Genomic DNA, 15,688 nt, shown 5'->3' with positions numbered 1-15,688 from the left:
AATCCATCCTCTCGTAGATAAGTTTAATTTATTTCTGTCTCTACGAAAAGTTGTCTAAGATTTGATACTAACACCAATAATAAATAGGTACGGCTTCCATCATGAAGTAGTGATGGGAGCCGTTTATTTCATGAACAAAGGAGTAACCTATTATGACTTTTACAAAAGAAGACGGTTTGATCCAACGGGTGGCATTGTTGAATCAGGCGATCACGATTCATGTAAATCAACTGTTTGACTCACCACATATTAACTCGACCAATTATTTTTACTTATTGAAATTGTTGGATCATCCAGAAATCACCCAGAGTAATTTTTCTGCTTTAGTTAAATTGAATCAAAGTACGATCACCCGAGCGATTAATACACTAGTGAAAAATGGCTATATTGATAAATTGAGTTCAGAAGATAAACGCAGCTCCTTATTAAAATTAACTCCGATGGGAAAAGAGACCGCTTTGTCGATTAAAGAAAAAGTAGAAGACTTGAATCAGTTTTTATTACCAGAACATAGTGATAGTCAGATGGTCCAATTACTTGAAAAAATGGAGCAGCGATTAGATAAGTTGGATCAAAAAAATCCTGAAAAAAATTAACAGCATGGGAATACAATTATTTAAAAAAGTATCAAAAAAGGGAAAATAAGAAGGCCTCTACCGCTTAATTAGCTATAGAAGTCTTCTTGTTTTTCTCTTTTCCGAAAGCAAATTGAATACCCTTTGACATTTTTTAGCAAAAATATCGAAAATTAAAAACGACTAAATCCTTATCAAATCAAGGGTTTAGTCGTTTTTGAAATCTAGTGAAAACTACGAAATGGAGCCGGCGGGAGTCGAACCCGCGTCCAAACATATCGACACCTAAAAATCTACGCTCATAGTCATACTATTTAAATTTCGCTTTGTTCTCTGCCGCATGACAGGCCGCGAACATTGCTAGTCTGATGAGCTCTTTTTCAACTTGCAGACGGAAAGTTGAAACGTATCCCACTTAGAATAGGACCCTTACTCGAGCACATGGGCGATACCGAGAGGATCTACGCTAACTGTTTTTAGGCAGCTAAAGCGTAAGAGTTGTTGTTTTGTTTTGCAGTTATGTTTAACTGTAACGTTTTTGCGTAGACGTAACCTACGAAGCGCAATTCAAGCTCAAACTATGCCTGTCGAATCCGTAACGGCCCCCTAATAAATATTTTGTTGCAAAGATGAGTATAGCATCCTGTTATAAAAAATGCAAAGAAGTAACGACTAATTTAAGAATTCATGCTAAATGTCAGAAAGATTGAAGAAAAAACAAATTGTTAATGAAGATATGAGTAAGGTAATGGTTGAAAAAAATGAAATAGAGTATACTTATAATGAGAATCAGATGATATCAGGGGGTAAAGTATGAAAATTTTAATGATTGAAGACAATGAGTCTGTTTCTGAAATGATGCAGATGTTTTTTTTGAATGAAGGTTGGGAAGCGGAATTTAAATATGATGGCAAAGAAGGATTGGAGACTTTTAAAGCGGATCCTGAAAAATGGGATATGATTACACTAGATTTGAATCTGCCGAGTATGGACGGAATGGAAGTCGGGCGCCAGATCCGTAAAGTCTCTAAAACAGTACCAATCATCATGTTAACAGCAAGAGATTCTGAAAGTGACCAAGTCATTGGTCTAGAGATGGGAGCGGACGATTATGTCACAAAACCATTTTCACCATTGACTTTGATTGCTCGGATCAAGGCTTTGCACCGCCGCAGCGAGTTGACGACTGAACCGCAAAAAGATACGGAAACAGCTGATGAAAGTTTTGATATCCAGACGGATCATTTCAAGATGAATTTGAAGACCCGCGAAGCATATTTAGCTGGTAAACCGATTGATGGTTTGACGCCTAAAGAGTTTGATTTGTTGTATACGATGGCGAAGAAACCGCGGCAAGTATTTACCCGTGAGCAGTTGCTAGAACTAGTTTGGGACTATCAATATTTCGGTGATGAACGAACAGTGGATGCTCATATCAAAAAATTACGTCAAAAAATCGAAAAAGTCGGGGCGCAAGTTATTCAAACTGTTTGGGGTGTAGGCTACAAATTTGATGATACCGAGGTTGGTCAATGAAATACCTGTATCAACAACTACTAGCTTTTGGCGGATTGATCATCCTGATTCTGCTGACGTTAGGGGTGTCTTTTACACAATTTACTCGTAAGACGCTTGAAGATAACAATTACAAAACACTGCTTGGCTATGCTCAATCGATGGAAAACAATAATCTCTCGTTGAGCAGGGATATTCGTTTTGAGGGGATGTCGAGCAATGAGATTTTTCAATTTGCGATTGGTGTAACTGAATCAAGTTTGAACCAGCAAGATGTTTCCTTCGTTTTTATCAATAAAGACAGAACAGTTCAATATCCTGAGCAATCAGGAAAAATCAACCGGGATCTAATCAGCGATACGCAATGGAAAGCGTTAAAAGAAGGCCAACAGCAAAAAGAAACTAATTCAAAAAATGTAATGGGACAAAATAAAACGACGTCTTATGCGATGGTCCCTTTTTTCACAGATGGCGAATTCTTTGGTGTGTTACTCGTTAGCCAACCTGCGATGAATGTGGAAACGAGTGTCAATTTGATTGTAACTGACTTATTCAAAGCCTTTATCATCGCTTCACTTGTTGCGATCTTCGTAAGTTACTTCTTCGCGATGCAGCAAGTAAGACGAATCAACCGAATGCGTTCGGCGACTAAAGAGGTTGCGGCGGGGAATTTTGATGTAGTCGTGCCCAATCGAAATCGAGATGAATTCGATGATTTAGCCAATGACTTCAACCAGATGACGGTCTCGTTAAAAGAGTCGAACGAAGAAATCGAACGGCAAGAAGAACGGCGCAAACAATTTATGGCAGATGCGTCGCATGAGATGCGGACGCCTTTGACAACGATCAATGGTTTGTTAGAGGGGCTGCAATATAATGCAATTCCCGAAAATCAAAAAGAAAAAGCGATCAAGCTGATGCAAAATGAAACTTCGCGTTTGATTCGATTGGTCAATGAAAATCTGGATTACGAAAAAATTCGGACCAATCAAATAAGTATCGTGTTACAAACGTTTAATGCGACTGAAGCTGTCGCGTTGCTGGTCACTCAATTGCAAGCAAAAGCGGAAGCGTCAGGAAATCAGTTAACATTGCAAACAACGGATCCAATCAATGTCTATGCCGATTATGATCGTTTTGTCCAAATCATGGTCAACTTAGTTCAAAATGCGATCCAGTTTACAAAAGATGGAACGATCACGATTGCGATCAAGAAGTTGGAACAGGCGACAGAAATCGCGATATCGGATACTGGGATTGGTATGACTGAGGAACAAGTGAAAAATATTTGGGATCGTTATTACAAAGCAGATCCATCACGAAAAAACACGAAATATGGCGAGTCAGGTTTAGGTTTGTCGATCGTAGAAGAATTGGTTCATTTGCATCGAGGCAAAATCGATGTCACTAGCCAGTTAGAAAAAGGGACGACATTCACGGTCGTATTTCCCGATAAACCTGAGAAATCAGAAAAAACTGAAGAATGAAAAAGAGCCGTGACAGGATTTGTCACGGCTCTTTAACTATGAAAGATTATTTTATAAAATGGCCAAGATAATAAAGTTCAAGATGAACAAAAGATCAACGATCCAAAGAATCGGAGAGATCTCTTTAGATTTTCCTTTGACAACTTTAACGATCGTGTAGAAAATAAAGCCGGCTGCGATCCCATAAGAGATACTGTAGCAAAGTCCCATAAAGATGCTGGCGAAGAAAGCAGGAACGGCTTCTTCTAAATCTAACCAGTTGATATCAGCAAACGAAGCTAACATCATAACACCGACTAAAATCAATGCTGGTGCAGTTGCTTGTGCTGGCACGATTGCGATCAATGGAGAGAATAGACTGCTTAATGCAAATAAAATAGCTACGACAACTGAAGTAAGACCTGTCCGTCCACCAGCACCGATACCGGCAGCTGATTCGACATAGGTAGTCGTGTTAGATGTTCCGAAGATTGCACCAATAGATGTAGCAATCGCATCAGCGAACAACGCTTTGTCCATTTTAGTTTTGAACCCGCGAGAGTCATTGGCTAAGGCATTTTCATCTTCTTTTGAGAAGATCCCTGTTCGACGGCCGGTCCCGATGAAGGTTCCAATCGTATCAAAAGTATCAGATAAACTGAAAGCTAAGATAGTCATAAGAACTTGCGGTAATTTGGCTGAATCGGCAAACAACGATCCCATGCCGTCAGAACCAAAGGCTGCCCCAAAGGTTGTACCAAGTTCTTGGATCGAACTGCCTAATGAATTTGCATGCCAATCGATCGAACCTAATTGGACGACACCCATTGGGATTCCTAATAAGGTTGTGATCACAATGCCGATCAAGATCGCACCGCGAACATTTTTAACGACTAAAATAGTAGTAATCGCCAAACCAATCACCGCCAGTAAAATCGGTGCATTATTAAAGTTTGCCAAAGCTGGAACGATTCCGCTGTTGATTGAAACATTGGTCGCTTTTCCGGCTTCAACCACACTGCTGGTGATTGCGGAGGAGTCTGCACTAAATGAAAGTAAGCCGGCATTTTTGATTCCTACATAAGCAACAAAGATCCCAATCCCGCCGCCAATCGCGTGCTGCATACTTTCAGGAATTGCATGAATGATCAATTTACGAATTTTTGTAACGGTGATCAAAATATTGATGATCCCACAAATGAATACCATTGCTAAAGCCTGTTGCCAAGAATAACCTAATCCGAATACGACTGTGTAAGTAAAGAATGCGTTCAATCCCATGCCGGGTGCTTGTGCGTAAGGAACGTTTGCAAATACCCCCATGACTAAAGTCCCGATGACCGAGGCGATGATCGTTGCTAGAAAGACCGCTTGGAACGGCATTCCTGATGCTGATAAAATACTTGGATTAACGAACAAAATGTAACTCATGGCAAAGAATGTTGTGATTCCAGCCATTACTTCAGTGGAGATAGTGGTTCCTTGTTCCTTTAATTTAAAGAATTTATCCATTATTAGTAAACGCTCCTTAGAAATAAGTTCATTATATCGGTAAAAACCGAATACTTTATAAGTATAATGAAGAAATAATCGACTTTCAAGCGTTCGCTGAATAAAACAATAAAAAAACCGAGGAATGTTCGTGTTTAATGAACGTTTCTCGGTTTTTTAAATGAATCTAACAGACAGAAGATGATCGTTAATAGGCATAAACATAAGGAAATATAGAAAATAGCTTTGATTAGCGAGCCAAAAAACAAATCTAACAACGTTGTCGAAGATAATTCAGAGGAGAGAGGCGAACGAAGTGAGTAAGCAATCCCGCTTGTGCCATTACTCAAAACAAAGTTCGGCAATTCTTTTAGCTGATTCAAACCTTGATGGTAAAAAATTTGCAAAAGCGATTCATAGACGGGCTCGAAAACAGTAAAAAATAAAATCAAACAGAGGCTTGCAATTAATATACTTAAGAAACATTCTAGACTGGTTGAATAGATGAAACGTTTTGCTGGGAGCGGGCTTTTTTTCTGCCGATGGATCCGGATTCCAAAAAGTATCAGCAATAAGATAAAAAAGCCGATGGCGCTAATTGATAATCGATCAAAAAAGTATTTTTGGAGTTGTTCTGCTTCTTCGTTAGTGAACAACTGGATCTGATTGGAGGAATCGACTTGTTTCAAGACTAGTTTTAACATATCCAAACTTGTTAAGACAAAAAGCGCGACGAGATAAATCGCCCAAGAAATCAAAAATTGGATACGATGTTGTTTGATCGTTGAAAGTGTCATTGAAATAAGTTCCATAGATTCCCACCTCTTACCCCTAAGTATAAAATCCTAATTTGAAAGAATTATGAATTCTATCCGAAGAAATAAATGCAAAAACACTCTTCACAAAATCGTGAAGAGTGTTCATTAGAATCTGATTATTGGCTTTGTTCTTGATACTGCTTGTACGTTTGAGTCTTGTACAGCTCTTGAGTAGATTTCTTACCATTTTGATCAAATACGCTGGTCGATTTATCCCCCAGTTTGTTTTCAGCTTTTACTAGTTTGTTAAACCCATCTTTGTAATCAAATTGCGAAGCATCGATTGGTTCCAATCCGCTGGCTGAATAGAAGCGGAGGAGGTCACCGTTATTGATATTATCTGAAGTACTTAACTGAGTAGAAACAGCATCTTTCCAAGCATCCGCTTTTGTTTGCAGCGCTTGGTCAGGTTCAGCTATCGGTAATCCGCTTTGATTATCGTATAAGTTTCCACTGTAATACGTGTAATCAGGTGTGACATAATCCCCATCGCGGAAAGCAACGAGTTGATCATTATCTTCTGATAATAAATCTTGCCCTAATTGAATATACTTGCTTGTATCAGTACCCAAAAGATGCAATAGCGTAGGCAATGCATCGACTTCACCACCGTAAGTATGGTTGACTCCGCCTTTATCTTGTCCAGGAATGTGAACCATGTAAGGAACACGCTGCATTTGCGCATTGTCAAAGTTTGACCATGTTTCTTTTGATTTACCAAGCAACGGTGCTAAGTCAGGGTTTCTTGAATTAGAAATTCCATAATGGTCACCGTACATAACAATGATCGAATTATCATATAAGCCTGAAGATTTTAAGTAAGTGAAGAATTCTTCAACCGCTTTGTCGAGATAATTGGCTGTTGCAAAGTAGCCGTTGATCGTTTCATCGCTCGTATTCGCCATTGGGAAACCAGCTTCGTCATTTTTAAATTCACTATATGGATAGTGATTTGAAACGGAAATGAATTTTGAATAGAACGGTTGTTGCAGACGTTCTAAGTATTGCACAGATTGCTGGAAGAACGGTTTGTCATGTAAGCCGTATTGGAATGAATTTTCATCATTCACATCATAGTAAGAAGAATCAAAGAAATAGTCGTATCCAAGATTCTTATAAGTTTCAGTCCGGTTCCAGAAGTTTCCTGAATTTCCGTGGAATGCCGCGCTCGTATAGCCGGCTGTTTGTTTCAAAATATCTGGTGCTGCTTGGAAGGTATTTTTTCCGCCTAATTGTGAGAACAAAGAACCTTGATTCAAACCGAACAATGAATTTTCCATCAATGTTTCAGCATCCGAAGTTTTTCCGGCTTTTACTTGATGGAAGAAATTATCAAAAGCAAAGGTGCTGTTACTATGGAAAATACTATTTAAAAATGGGGTTACTTCATGTTCTTGTCCATTTTCATCTTTTAGTTTATAGTCGATCACAAATTGTTGCAGACTTTCTAAATGGATTGTAATAACATTGCGGCCCTTAGCGATACCATAATACTCACTGTTAGGCGCAGCGTAATGTTCTTTTACGTAAGATTCCACTTCTTTTAAATCATTTGGACTAGCTTCAGCTCGAACTTGGTTCGTTTTATACGTTTGGATACCATCGTAAACGGTGAAGGCATTCACTCCAAGGTATTTGATTAAGTAGTCGCGAGAAAAAGTCCGCGTCAGTAATTCTGGACGATCAGCTTCAGCTAAGAAAAGATTACCTGAGAAAATCATAACTGCAAGAGCCGTCATAGCAAAAGCCATCCGCGCTCGAACGGGCCGTTCTTCTGCTTTGATGCGTTTGCGCCATAAGAGCAATGGTAAGATCACGATATCGATCAAGTATAAAATATCGTAAGGACGGAATAGCCGCATTGCACTTTCTCCTAAACCGCTGGCAACTTTGCCGGCACCTAAGAAAGTATTTACAGTAATGAAGTCGGTGAATTCACGATAATAGACTACATTGGCAAATAGCAAGAAACTTGCTAAACCGTAGATGATCATCATCGTTAGATAAGAGGCCTTTGATCGGCGCACATATAAAGCAATCGATAATAAAAACATTGTCGATGCAATTGGATTAATAAACAGGATGAAATACTGAGTTAGGCTTTCAATCCCTAAATTGAATTCAAATAAATATGCAAAAACACTTTTTGCCCACAATAAGAATGTCAGTAACGCGTAGAAGCCGAGGCGTTTATTCAAAAATGCAGGAGCTTTTAGTTTTTTCAATGGAAACTTCCTTTCTGACGCAGATAAACTGCGAAACGTTCACTTGTTATCAGTTTACTCGCTTCCGCTAACCTCGTCAATTCTTATTAAATCAAGAGCAATCAGGCTTAAAGAAAACTTTATAAGCGAAAAATACTAATTTTTTTTGATATACTAATAGAAGAAAGCGGGGATGAGTGTGAAAATAGAATTAACTAATTATGGAATCAAACGAATTCGCCAAGGGAATCCATTGATTCAAGAAGAAGACTTAAAACAAAGTATCAAAAAAGTTCCCTTAGAGTGGGTGGAATTTGTTGATAATAAACATCATTATGTCGCGACTGGGTATTTAGGCAAACAGAATAAGGGATTCGGTTGGGTGATCGATCAGACGCAATGTGCGATTAATCAAGACCTTTTAGCGCAAAAATTCCAACAGGCGATTCAAAAGCGCCAAGCCTTTTTTTCAGATGAGACGACGACGGCTTTTCGTTTGTTCAATGGCGAAGGCGATGGTTTTGGCGGAATGACGATTGATTACTATGCAGATTATTTGGTAATTTCTTGGTACAATCAAACCATTTACCATTTTCAAAAGATGATCGTAGCTAGCTTGCTGCAAATTTTTCCAACTGCAAAAGGGCTCGTTGAAAAGATTCGCTTTAAAAGTGAACTGCCAGAAAGTCGTTGGTTGGCTGGTGAAAAACCGCAAGAACCGCTGATAGTAATGGAAAATGGTGTTTCCTATGCCGTATATCTAGATGAAGGCTACATGACCGGTATTTTCTTAGATCAAAAAGAGGTTCGTGGACGGTTGACTGAAGGACTGGCTGCTGGGAAAAAAGTCTTGAATATGTTCAGTTATACAGGAGCATTTTCAGTCGCTGCAGCATATGGCGGTGCGCTAGAGACGACCAGCGTGGATTTGGCACAACGCAGTTTAGCTAAAACGCAAGAACAATTTGAAGTGAATGGATTGCCATTAGAGCAACAAAAAATCATCGTGATGGATACGTTTGACTATTTCCGCTATGCGGGAAGAAAGAATTTAACTTATGATGTGATTATCTTGGATCCCCCAAGTTTTGCCCGCAATAAGAAAAAAACATTTTCAGTCGCCAAAGACTACGGGCGATTGATCGAAGATAGTGTCGAGATTTTGACTGATGACGGGTTGATCATCGCTTCAACCAATGCAGCGAACCTTTCAATTAAAAAGTTCAAGTATGTGATCGAAACCGCGTTGCAAAATAAGAAAGTAGATTATCAATTAGTAGAAAGTTATCGTTTACCAGCAGACTTTCCAGCTAGCGACTTTGAAGAAAGTAATTACTTGAAAGTATTGTTTTATACGATAAAAAAATAGAAGAAACTGAGGTGTGAGAAATTATGATGGATATTCAAGTAAGAGATGTCCGTTTTGATGCGGGAAAACCTAAGATCTGTGTACCGATTGTCGGAACGACATTTGATGAGATCATCGAACAAGCCGTTCAAGCGAAGAAAGTTGCTGAGGTGATCGAATGGCGTGCAGATTATTATGAAGATATCTTAGATGACGAGAAGTTGAATACCACGCTGTTAGCATTACGCGATGAAATTCGGAATATTCCATTGATTTTCAATTTACGGATGGCGGAAGCGGGCGGAAAAGTCGAGCTCTCGTTGAACCAGTATCGGCATATCAATGAATTTGCTGTTTCTTCACGCGCGATTGATTTGGCGGATGTAGAAGTTTCGATCATCGATCAATTATCGACGTCTTTTATCAAATGGATGCAATCATTAGATGTACGAGTGATCTTGAGTTATTACAATTTTGAAGAGACACCAGAAGATGCCGTCATTTTATTTCGTTTGAACTTAACAGAACATTGCGGAGCAGATATTGCAAAAATCGTCGTCCAACCGCAAAATGAAGCCGATGTCTTGCGGCAAATGGAGATCGTAATGAAAGCTCAAACCTTTGTTTCTTTACCAATCATTTCAGTCTCGTTAGGACGGTTAGGTAAATTCTCGCAAGTCAGTGGATCATTAGATGGATCTTGTATGACCTATGGTTGTTTAGTAGGCCAGTCTTATCCGGATGCTCAAATCGAAGCAGAGAAATTAGCTATGATGATCGACGAATTGAAATAAAATTAATCAGCGAAACTAAATAGCCTATGTAAGAGTACCGACTAAAGAATTTTTTTAGTGGGTATTCTTTGTTTGCTTGACTAAGCGATTTTCTTGCTCCGACTTATCGGCTATCTGGTTTGTTTTGAATCATTTTTTTTGCTAGACTTTAGAAAATAAATGAAGTGAGGGATTGATTTGGCTAAGAAGAAAATTCAAAAGACCAATGCGATTCGTTTAGTCGAACAAAAAAAGATCGCTTATATCGAACATGAATATTCATGGAGTGACAATGATCTAGGCGCAGGTCATGTGTCTGAGCAAGTTGGGATCGAGGCTGGACGGATTTTTAAAACATTAGTAGCAGTAGGTAATAAAACCGGTCCAGTTGTAGTAGTTATTCCAAGTGACCATGAACTAGACCTTAAAAAAATCGCAAAAGTCAGCGGCAATAAAAAGGTTGAGATGCTCCATTTGAGAGACTTAGAAGCGACGACTGGTTATATTCGCGGCGGCTGTTCACCGATTGGGATGAAAAAGCTTTTTCCGACTTTTGTGGATACTTCAGCAAAAAACTTTGAACAGATTGCGATTTCAGCTGGCAAAAGAGGGCTGCAAATGGAAATCGCCCCCGACGCCATTGTAGAATTGACGCGGGGACGATTTGCGGAGTTGACGCAAGATTAAGAAAATGCGTGATACGCAGCGTGTGTGCCGGCAACATAGCCGGTACAAAAAGCGGTAGTAATATTATAGCCGCCCGTATATCCATTGACATCCAGTACTTCCCCGGCAAAATAAAGCCCGGGGATTTTTTTGCTGGCTAATTCTTTTGGATTGACCTCTTTTAGTTCGACGCCCCCGCCAGTCACAAATGATTTTTCTAAACCAAATGTTTTGTTGGCAGTCAACGACCAACTCTTACAATAGGAAATAAAGGTATCTAATTGTTCTTTGGACGTTTGATTATAAGTTTGGTCGCTGATCCCAACTTTTGTTAAGAAGTAAAGCAGCAGTCGTTCAGGTAAAAGACCAGCTAAAGCATTTTTTAATTGTTTGGTCGAATCCGCTGAATAGTCAGTAATTTCTGTCAACAATTCGCTGTCGGTTTTATTAGGAAAACAATCTAACACTAAGGTCGCTGTTTTTTGAGTGCGCAACAATTGATTGACAAAACTTGAACAGCGCAAAGCCGCAGGGCCAGAGATTCCAAAATGAGTAAAGAGCAAGTCCATTTCGTGACTAGCAATCGTTTTATTTTTTTCATCTAAGACAGCTAATTTTACATCTTGCAAAGAAAGACCTTGCAAAGTTTTATCCGCAATAAAATCATCCGTTAAAAAAATCGGCGATTCTGTCGGGTATAAAGGGGTGACATGATGCCCAAGGGATTTGGCGAAACGATAGCCGTCGCCTTGTGATCCAGTCGAAGGATAAGTGATCCCGCCAGTTGTTACTATGACACTTTTAGCAGAATAGTCGCCTTCTGCAGTTCGGACACCTTGAATGACCGTTCCATCTGTAATCACTTTTTCAATCGGTTCTTTAAAGAAAAGGGTGACAGCTAATTTTTCCAGCTCCTCTTTTAAAGTGTTCACGATTGTTGCCGATTTATCAGAAACTGGAAAGATTCGTCCGTGATCTTCTTCTTTTAAAGCGACTCCCCGCTCGCTGAAAAAGCGCATGACATCTTGGTTGTCAAATTGTGAGAAGGTACTATATAAAAAACGACCATTACCAGGAATGTGAGTGATCAAGTCATCAACTGGCCGATTGTTCGTGACGTTGCAGCGGCCGCCGCCTGTCATGAGTAATTTTTTTCCTAAGCGTTTATTTTTTTCAAACAAAGCCACCTTGGCACCATTCAGCGCTGCGGTAATCGCCGCCATCATTCCGGACGGTCCTCCGCCAATCACAATCACATCAAATTTCTTCATTTTATTTTCTCCTTATCCACGAATTTACTTATAAGTCGGTCTAATCATACTGTAAATCCGAACGATTGGCATTCAATTTGTAATGAAATTCAAAAAAATTTTCACTTTTATTAGAAAATGATGTAAAATATGTGTATTAAATGTGAGGAGGAATTTGATGGAAGTAAAACAATATGTAGAGCAGATCCAAAAAGAACTGGTGAAAAAAGATCCGAATCAAGAAGAATTTTTACAAGCGGTGGAAGAATTTTTACCAACAGTCATTCCTTTTCTAGAAGAACACCCAGAATACGTGGAGAAAAATATTTTAGGCATGATTCTGGAACCGGAACGATTGATTCAATTTCGTGTCCCTTGGCAAGATGATAAAGGCAACTGGCAAGTGAATCGCGGCTATCGAGTACAATTTAACTCAGCGATTGGGCCATATAAAGGTGGATTACGTTTCCATCCAAGTGTGAACCTAAGTATCTTGAAATTTTTAGGTTTCGAACAAATCTTCAAAAATAGTTTGACGGGTCTTCCAATCGGCGGCGGCAAAGGCGGCTCTGATTTTGATCCGAAAGGCAAATCTGATGCTGAAATCATGCGTTTTTGCCAAAGTTTCATGACTGAATTAGCTAGACATATCGGTCCAAATTTAGATGTGCCAGCAGGTGATATCGGTGTCGGCGGTCGTGAAATCGGGTATCTATTTGGTCAATACAAACGTTTGCGCGAATATGATATGGGTATACTAACAGGTAAACCTTTAGGCTTCAACGGAAGTTTAATACGGACAGAAGCTACTGGTTATGGTGCAGTTTACTTTGTCAAACATTTATTAGAAGATCGCAAAGATTCTTTTAAAGGCAAAAAAGTGATTGTTTCAGGTAGCGGGAACGTAGCAATCTACGCAATCGAAAAAGCACAAGCGTTAGGCGCAACGGCTTTGACTTGTTCTGATTCAAATGGTTATATTTACGATGAAAACGGAATCGATGTTGAACTGTTAAAAGAAATTAAAGAAGTTCGTCGGGCTCGTTTAACTGAATATGCGAAAGAACGTCCATCTGCAGAATACCATGAAGGTTCTGTTTGGGATCTTAAAACGGCGGCAGAAATCGCGTTGCCATGTGCGACTCAAAATGAGATCGATGATGAAAAAGCTGAGATCTTAATCAAAAATGGTGTGAAAGTAGTCGCTGAAGGAGCCAACATGCCAAGTACAAACGAGGCAGTTAAGTTGTATCATGAAAATGGTGTGCTTTATGGTCCAGGGAAAGCAGCGAATGCTGGCGGTGTTGCAGTCTCAGCGTTAGAAATGAGCCAAAATTCACAACGTTTAGCATGGTCAGCTGAAGAAGTTGACGGCAAATTAGATGGCATCATGAAAAACATCTATGAAACTTGTCGTGATACAGCAGAAAAATATGCTGAAAAAGACAATTTTGCAGCTGGTGCAAACATTGCAGGCTTCGCAAAAGTTGCTGCTGCGATGGCTGCTCAAGGAACAGTTTAATTTTTTAAAAGGTTTAAACTTGAAAAAATATTAAAAGAAACGTAAAGTATAGATTGTATGAAGTGACTTTCAAGGAGGAAAAACAATGGCACACATTCATTTCGATTATTCGAAAGTAGCACCGTTCGTGAGCGAACATGAAATGGACTACATCAAATCTGAAGTAGCATTAGCTCACAAATCATTACGCGAAGGGACTGGCGCAGGAAATGATTTTCTTGGCTGGATCGATCTTCCAGTAAACTACGACAAAGACGAATTTGCTCGTATCAAAAAAGCAGCCGAAAAAATTCAATCTGATTCTGAAGTATTGGTAGTAATCGGAATTGGTGGTTCATACCTTGGAGCCCGTGCAGCAATCGAATTTTTACATCAAAGTTTCTTTAATGTCTTGGATAAAGAAGACCGCAAAGCACCACAAGTATTCTTCGCAGGAAATTCAATCAGCTCAACTTATATCGCTGATTTGATCGAAGTGATCGGTGACCGTGATTTCTCAGTTAACGTGATCTCTAAATCAGGAACGACGACTGAACCAGCAATCGCCTTCCGTGTCTTTAAAGAATTATTGATCAAAAAATATGGTCAAGAAGAAGCGAACAAACGGATCTACGCAACAACAGACAAAGCTCGCGGAGCTGTAAAAGTTGAAGCAGATGTAGCAGGTTGGGAAACTTTTGTTATTCCTGATGATGTCGGCGGACGTTTCTCAGTTCTTACAGCAGTTGGTTTATTACCGATTGCAGCGAGCGGCGCAGACATCGATGCATTGATGAAAGGTGCAGCAGATGCGCGTGAAGCTTATTCAAGCGAGAACTTGGACGAAAACGAAGCTTATCAATACGCAGCACTTCGTAATATTTTATACCGTAAGGGCAAAGTAACTGAAATTTTAGTTAACTATGAACCAGGTATGCAATATTTCAACGAATGGTGGAAACAATTATACGGCGAATCAGAAGGAAAAGACTTGAAAGGAATTTATCCATCAAGTGCCAACTTCTCAACTGACTTGCATTCATTTGGACAATACATCCAAGAAGGCCGCCGCAATATCTTCGAAACAATCGTAAAAGTTGAAAAACCTCGTAAATCTGTTGCGATTCCTGCACAAGAATCTGACTTAGACGGTTTAGGTTACTTAGAAGGTAAAGATGTAGACTTCGTTAACTCTAAAGCCTACCAAGGGACACTATTGGCTCACACTGATGGTGGAGTGCCTAACTTTGTATTGAACATCCCAACAATGGATGCTTATACTTTAGGTTATGCAATGTACTTCTTTGAAATTGCTGTAGGTATTTCTGGCTACTTATTGGGCGTAAACCCATTCAACCAACCAGGTGTAGAAGCTTACAAAAAGAATATGTTCGCTTTACTTGGAAAACCAGGCTTCGAAGACTTAGCAAAAGAATTGAACGATCGTTTATAAAATAAAATGTAATAACTTAAGCACTTAAACGAAAGTGTGCCCCTAAGTTAGATTAAAAATCTAACTTAGGGGTTTTTTAGTAATCAAATAGAAAAAATTTCAAATAGAGAAAATTTCAAAAGATTTTTTTCAAAACTCGATGAAATGGAAAAGATAGCTAAGATGATTTTGATAGTTCAGTTGAAGCGAGAGCTAATGAATAAAGGGAGACGATCGAACGGCCATTTTTTTAAATCGGTAAAAATTGCTCTCATAAAAGAAGTTTAGTAAATGGATAAACAGTTGAACAACATTATCCCTGATGAAATAAAAGGATAGAATCGTGTGGACTTTGTTAGTTTTCTTATTTTCGCTATCACTTTTGATATCTAGCTTATTTTCTTTACAGCAATTATTTCATCTTTTTTTAAGCAGCTATAATTCATATTTTTACTAAATAATAGTAATAAATCGATTTTATACGCTAAGTGTCAGAGCAGCAAGCGTGGGACTGCCAAACATTGACTCAGTATATTATGAAAAACTCTCAGCTGAATGTAGTATCTCCAGAAAGCTAGATTAAAAACCTAACTTTTGGAGATTGATACATAAATAACTGAGAGTTTTTTGTGCTATTTGCTTGATCGAT

The 15,688-nt window shown here is 39.0% G+C and carries 12 protein-coding genes and 1 other RNA gene; 8 read left to right on the top strand and 5 right to left on the bottom strand.

Annotated elements, in window-relative coordinates; genetic code table 11:
- The first annotated feature begins 152 nt into the window (after nucleotides 1-152).
- Nucleotides 153-596: a MarR family winged helix-turn-helix transcriptional regulator gene (locus FFM63_RS09150; protein WP_137609987.1), complete on the top strand. Its 444-nt coding sequence runs from the start codon at nucleotides 153-155 to the stop codon at nucleotides 594-596.
- Nucleotides 597-814: 218 nt separating this feature from the next.
- On the opposite strand, the gene ssrA is transcribed toward FFM63_RS09150, so the two are convergent.
- Nucleotides 815-1,181: a transfer-messenger RNA gene (ssrA, locus tag FFM63_RS09145) on the bottom strand.
- A 207-nt stretch (nucleotides 1,182-1,388) separates the two neighbouring features.
- Here ssrA and FFM63_RS09140 point away from each other — a divergent pair.
- Together FFM63_RS09140 and FFM63_RS09135 are read left to right on the top strand one after the other, a co-directional pair.
- Complete coding sequence (locus FFM63_RS09140; RefSeq protein ID WP_137609986.1) at nucleotides 1,389-2,111, top strand: winged helix-turn-helix domain-containing protein; 723 nt, start codon at nucleotides 1,389-1,391, stop codon at nucleotides 2,109-2,111.
- Nucleotides 2,108-3,577 (top strand): ATP-binding protein, encoded by a 1,470-nt coding sequence (locus FFM63_RS09135; RefSeq protein WP_137609985.1) that lies wholly within the window; start codon nucleotides 2,108-2,110, stop codon nucleotides 3,575-3,577. Before FFM63_RS09140 ends, FFM63_RS09135 begins: the two co-directional genes overlap by 4 nt.
- A gap of 51 nt (nucleotides 3,578-3,628) precedes the next feature.
- On the opposite strand, the gene FFM63_RS09130 is transcribed toward FFM63_RS09135, so the two are convergent.
- The 3 genes from FFM63_RS09130 to FFM63_RS09120 all read right to left on the bottom strand — a co-directional run bounded on the left by FFM63_RS09130 (nucleotide 3,629) and on the right by FFM63_RS09120 (nucleotide 8,090).
- Nucleotides 3,629-5,068: an NCS2 family permease gene (locus FFM63_RS09130; RefSeq protein WP_137609984.1), complete on the bottom strand. Its 1,440-nt coding sequence runs from the start codon at nucleotides 5,066-5,068 to the stop codon at nucleotides 3,629-3,631.
- A 134-nt stretch (nucleotides 5,069-5,202) separates the two neighbouring features.
- Entirely contained in the window at nucleotides 5,203-5,859 is a 657-nt protein-coding gene (locus FFM63_RS09125; protein WP_137609983.1) for a hypothetical protein, read from the bottom strand.
- A 122-nt stretch (nucleotides 5,860-5,981) separates the two neighbouring features.
- The gene (locus FFM63_RS09120; RefSeq protein ID WP_137609982.1) at nucleotides 5,982-8,090 is read right to left on the bottom strand and encodes an LTA synthase family protein; all 2,109 of its coding nucleotides are present in this window, start codon (nucleotides 8,088-8,090) and stop codon (nucleotides 5,982-5,984) included.
- 178 nt (nucleotides 8,091-8,268) lie between these two features.
- Here FFM63_RS09120 and FFM63_RS09115 point away from each other — a divergent pair, with 178 nt between their 5' ends.
- The 3 genes from FFM63_RS09115 to ybaK all read left to right on the top strand — a co-directional run bounded on the left by FFM63_RS09115 (nucleotide 8,269) and on the right by ybaK (nucleotide 10,877).
- On the top strand, nucleotides 8,269-9,438 hold the full coding sequence (locus tag FFM63_RS09115) for a class I SAM-dependent rRNA methyltransferase (protein ID WP_371851359.1): 1,170 nt from the start codon (nucleotides 8,269-8,271) through the stop codon (nucleotides 9,436-9,438).
- 23 nt (nucleotides 9,439-9,461) lie between these two features.
- Nucleotides 9,462-10,211, top strand: a complete 750-nt coding sequence (gene aroD / locus FFM63_RS09110) for a type I 3-dehydroquinate dehydratase (RefSeq protein ID WP_137609980.1) — start codon at nucleotides 9,462-9,464, stop codon at nucleotides 10,209-10,211.
- A gap of 177 nt (nucleotides 10,212-10,388) precedes the next feature.
- Nucleotides 10,389-10,877: a Cys-tRNA(Pro) deacylase gene (ybaK, locus tag FFM63_RS09105; RefSeq protein WP_137609979.1), complete on the top strand. Its 489-nt coding sequence runs from the start codon at nucleotides 10,389-10,391 to the stop codon at nucleotides 10,875-10,877.
- On the opposite strand, the gene FFM63_RS09100 is transcribed toward ybaK, so the two are convergent.
- Nucleotides 10,874-12,127, bottom strand: coding sequence for a BaiN/RdsA family NAD(P)/FAD-dependent oxidoreductase (locus FFM63_RS09100; RefSeq protein WP_137609978.1), 1,254 nt, complete (start codon nucleotides 12,125-12,127; stop codon nucleotides 10,874-10,876). The two genes, ybaK and FFM63_RS09100, sit on opposite strands and share 4 nt — an antisense overlap.
- A gap of 157 nt (nucleotides 12,128-12,284) precedes the next feature.
- Here FFM63_RS09100 and gdhA point away from each other — a divergent pair, with 157 nt between their 5' ends.
- Nucleotides 12,285-13,628: an NADP-specific glutamate dehydrogenase gene (gene gdhA / locus FFM63_RS09095; protein ID WP_137609977.1), complete on the top strand. Its 1,344-nt coding sequence runs from the start codon at nucleotides 12,285-12,287 to the stop codon at nucleotides 13,626-13,628.
- Nucleotides 13,629-13,713: 85 nt separating this feature from the next.
- Complete coding sequence (locus FFM63_RS09090; protein ID WP_137609976.1) at nucleotides 13,714-15,060, top strand: glucose-6-phosphate isomerase; 1,347 nt, start codon at nucleotides 13,714-13,716, stop codon at nucleotides 15,058-15,060.
- Nucleotides 15,061-15,688 lie beyond the last annotated feature (628 nt).

The sequence above is a fragment of the Enterococcus pingfangensis genome (genome assembly GCF_005405205.1).
GTDB classification, from domain to species: domain Bacteria; phylum Bacillota; class Bacilli; order Lactobacillales; family Enterococcaceae; genus Enterococcus_A; species Enterococcus_A pingfangensis.
This window is presented reverse-complemented; position numbering and strand designations above follow the sequence as displayed.

Bases quoted from the DNA above. Each gene is read 5' to 3' on its own strand.
- FFM63_RS09125 (WP_137609983.1), bottom strand. From the start codon at position 5,859: ATGGAACTTATTTCAATGACACTTTCAACGATCAAACAACATCGTATC.
- FFM63_RS09090 (WP_137609976.1), top strand. From the start codon at position 13,714: ATGGCACACATTCATTTCGATTATTCGAAAGTAGCACCGTTCGTGAGC.
- FFM63_RS09150 (WP_137609987.1), top strand. From the start codon at position 153: ATGACTTTTACAAAAGAAGACGGTTTGATCCAACGGGTGGCATTGTTG.
- FFM63_RS09100 (WP_137609978.1), bottom strand. From the start codon at position 12,127: ATGAAGAAATTTGATGTGATTGTGATTGGCGGAGGACCGTCCGGAATG.
- gdhA (WP_137609977.1), top strand. From the start codon at position 12,285: ATGGAAGTAAAACAATATGTAGAGCAGATCCAAAAAGAACTGGTGAAA.
- FFM63_RS09140 (WP_137609986.1), top strand. From the start codon at position 1,389: ATGAAAATTTTAATGATTGAAGACAATGAGTCTGTTTCTGAAATGATG.
- aroD (WP_137609980.1), top strand. From the start codon at position 9,462: ATGATGGATATTCAAGTAAGAGATGTCCGTTTTGATGCGGGAAAACCT.
- FFM63_RS09135 (WP_137609985.1), top strand. From the start codon at position 2,108: ATGAAATACCTGTATCAACAACTACTAGCTTTTGGCGGATTGATCATC.
- FFM63_RS09130 (WP_137609984.1), bottom strand. From the start codon at position 5,068: ATGGATAAATTCTTTAAATTAAAGGAACAAGGAACCACTATCTCCACT.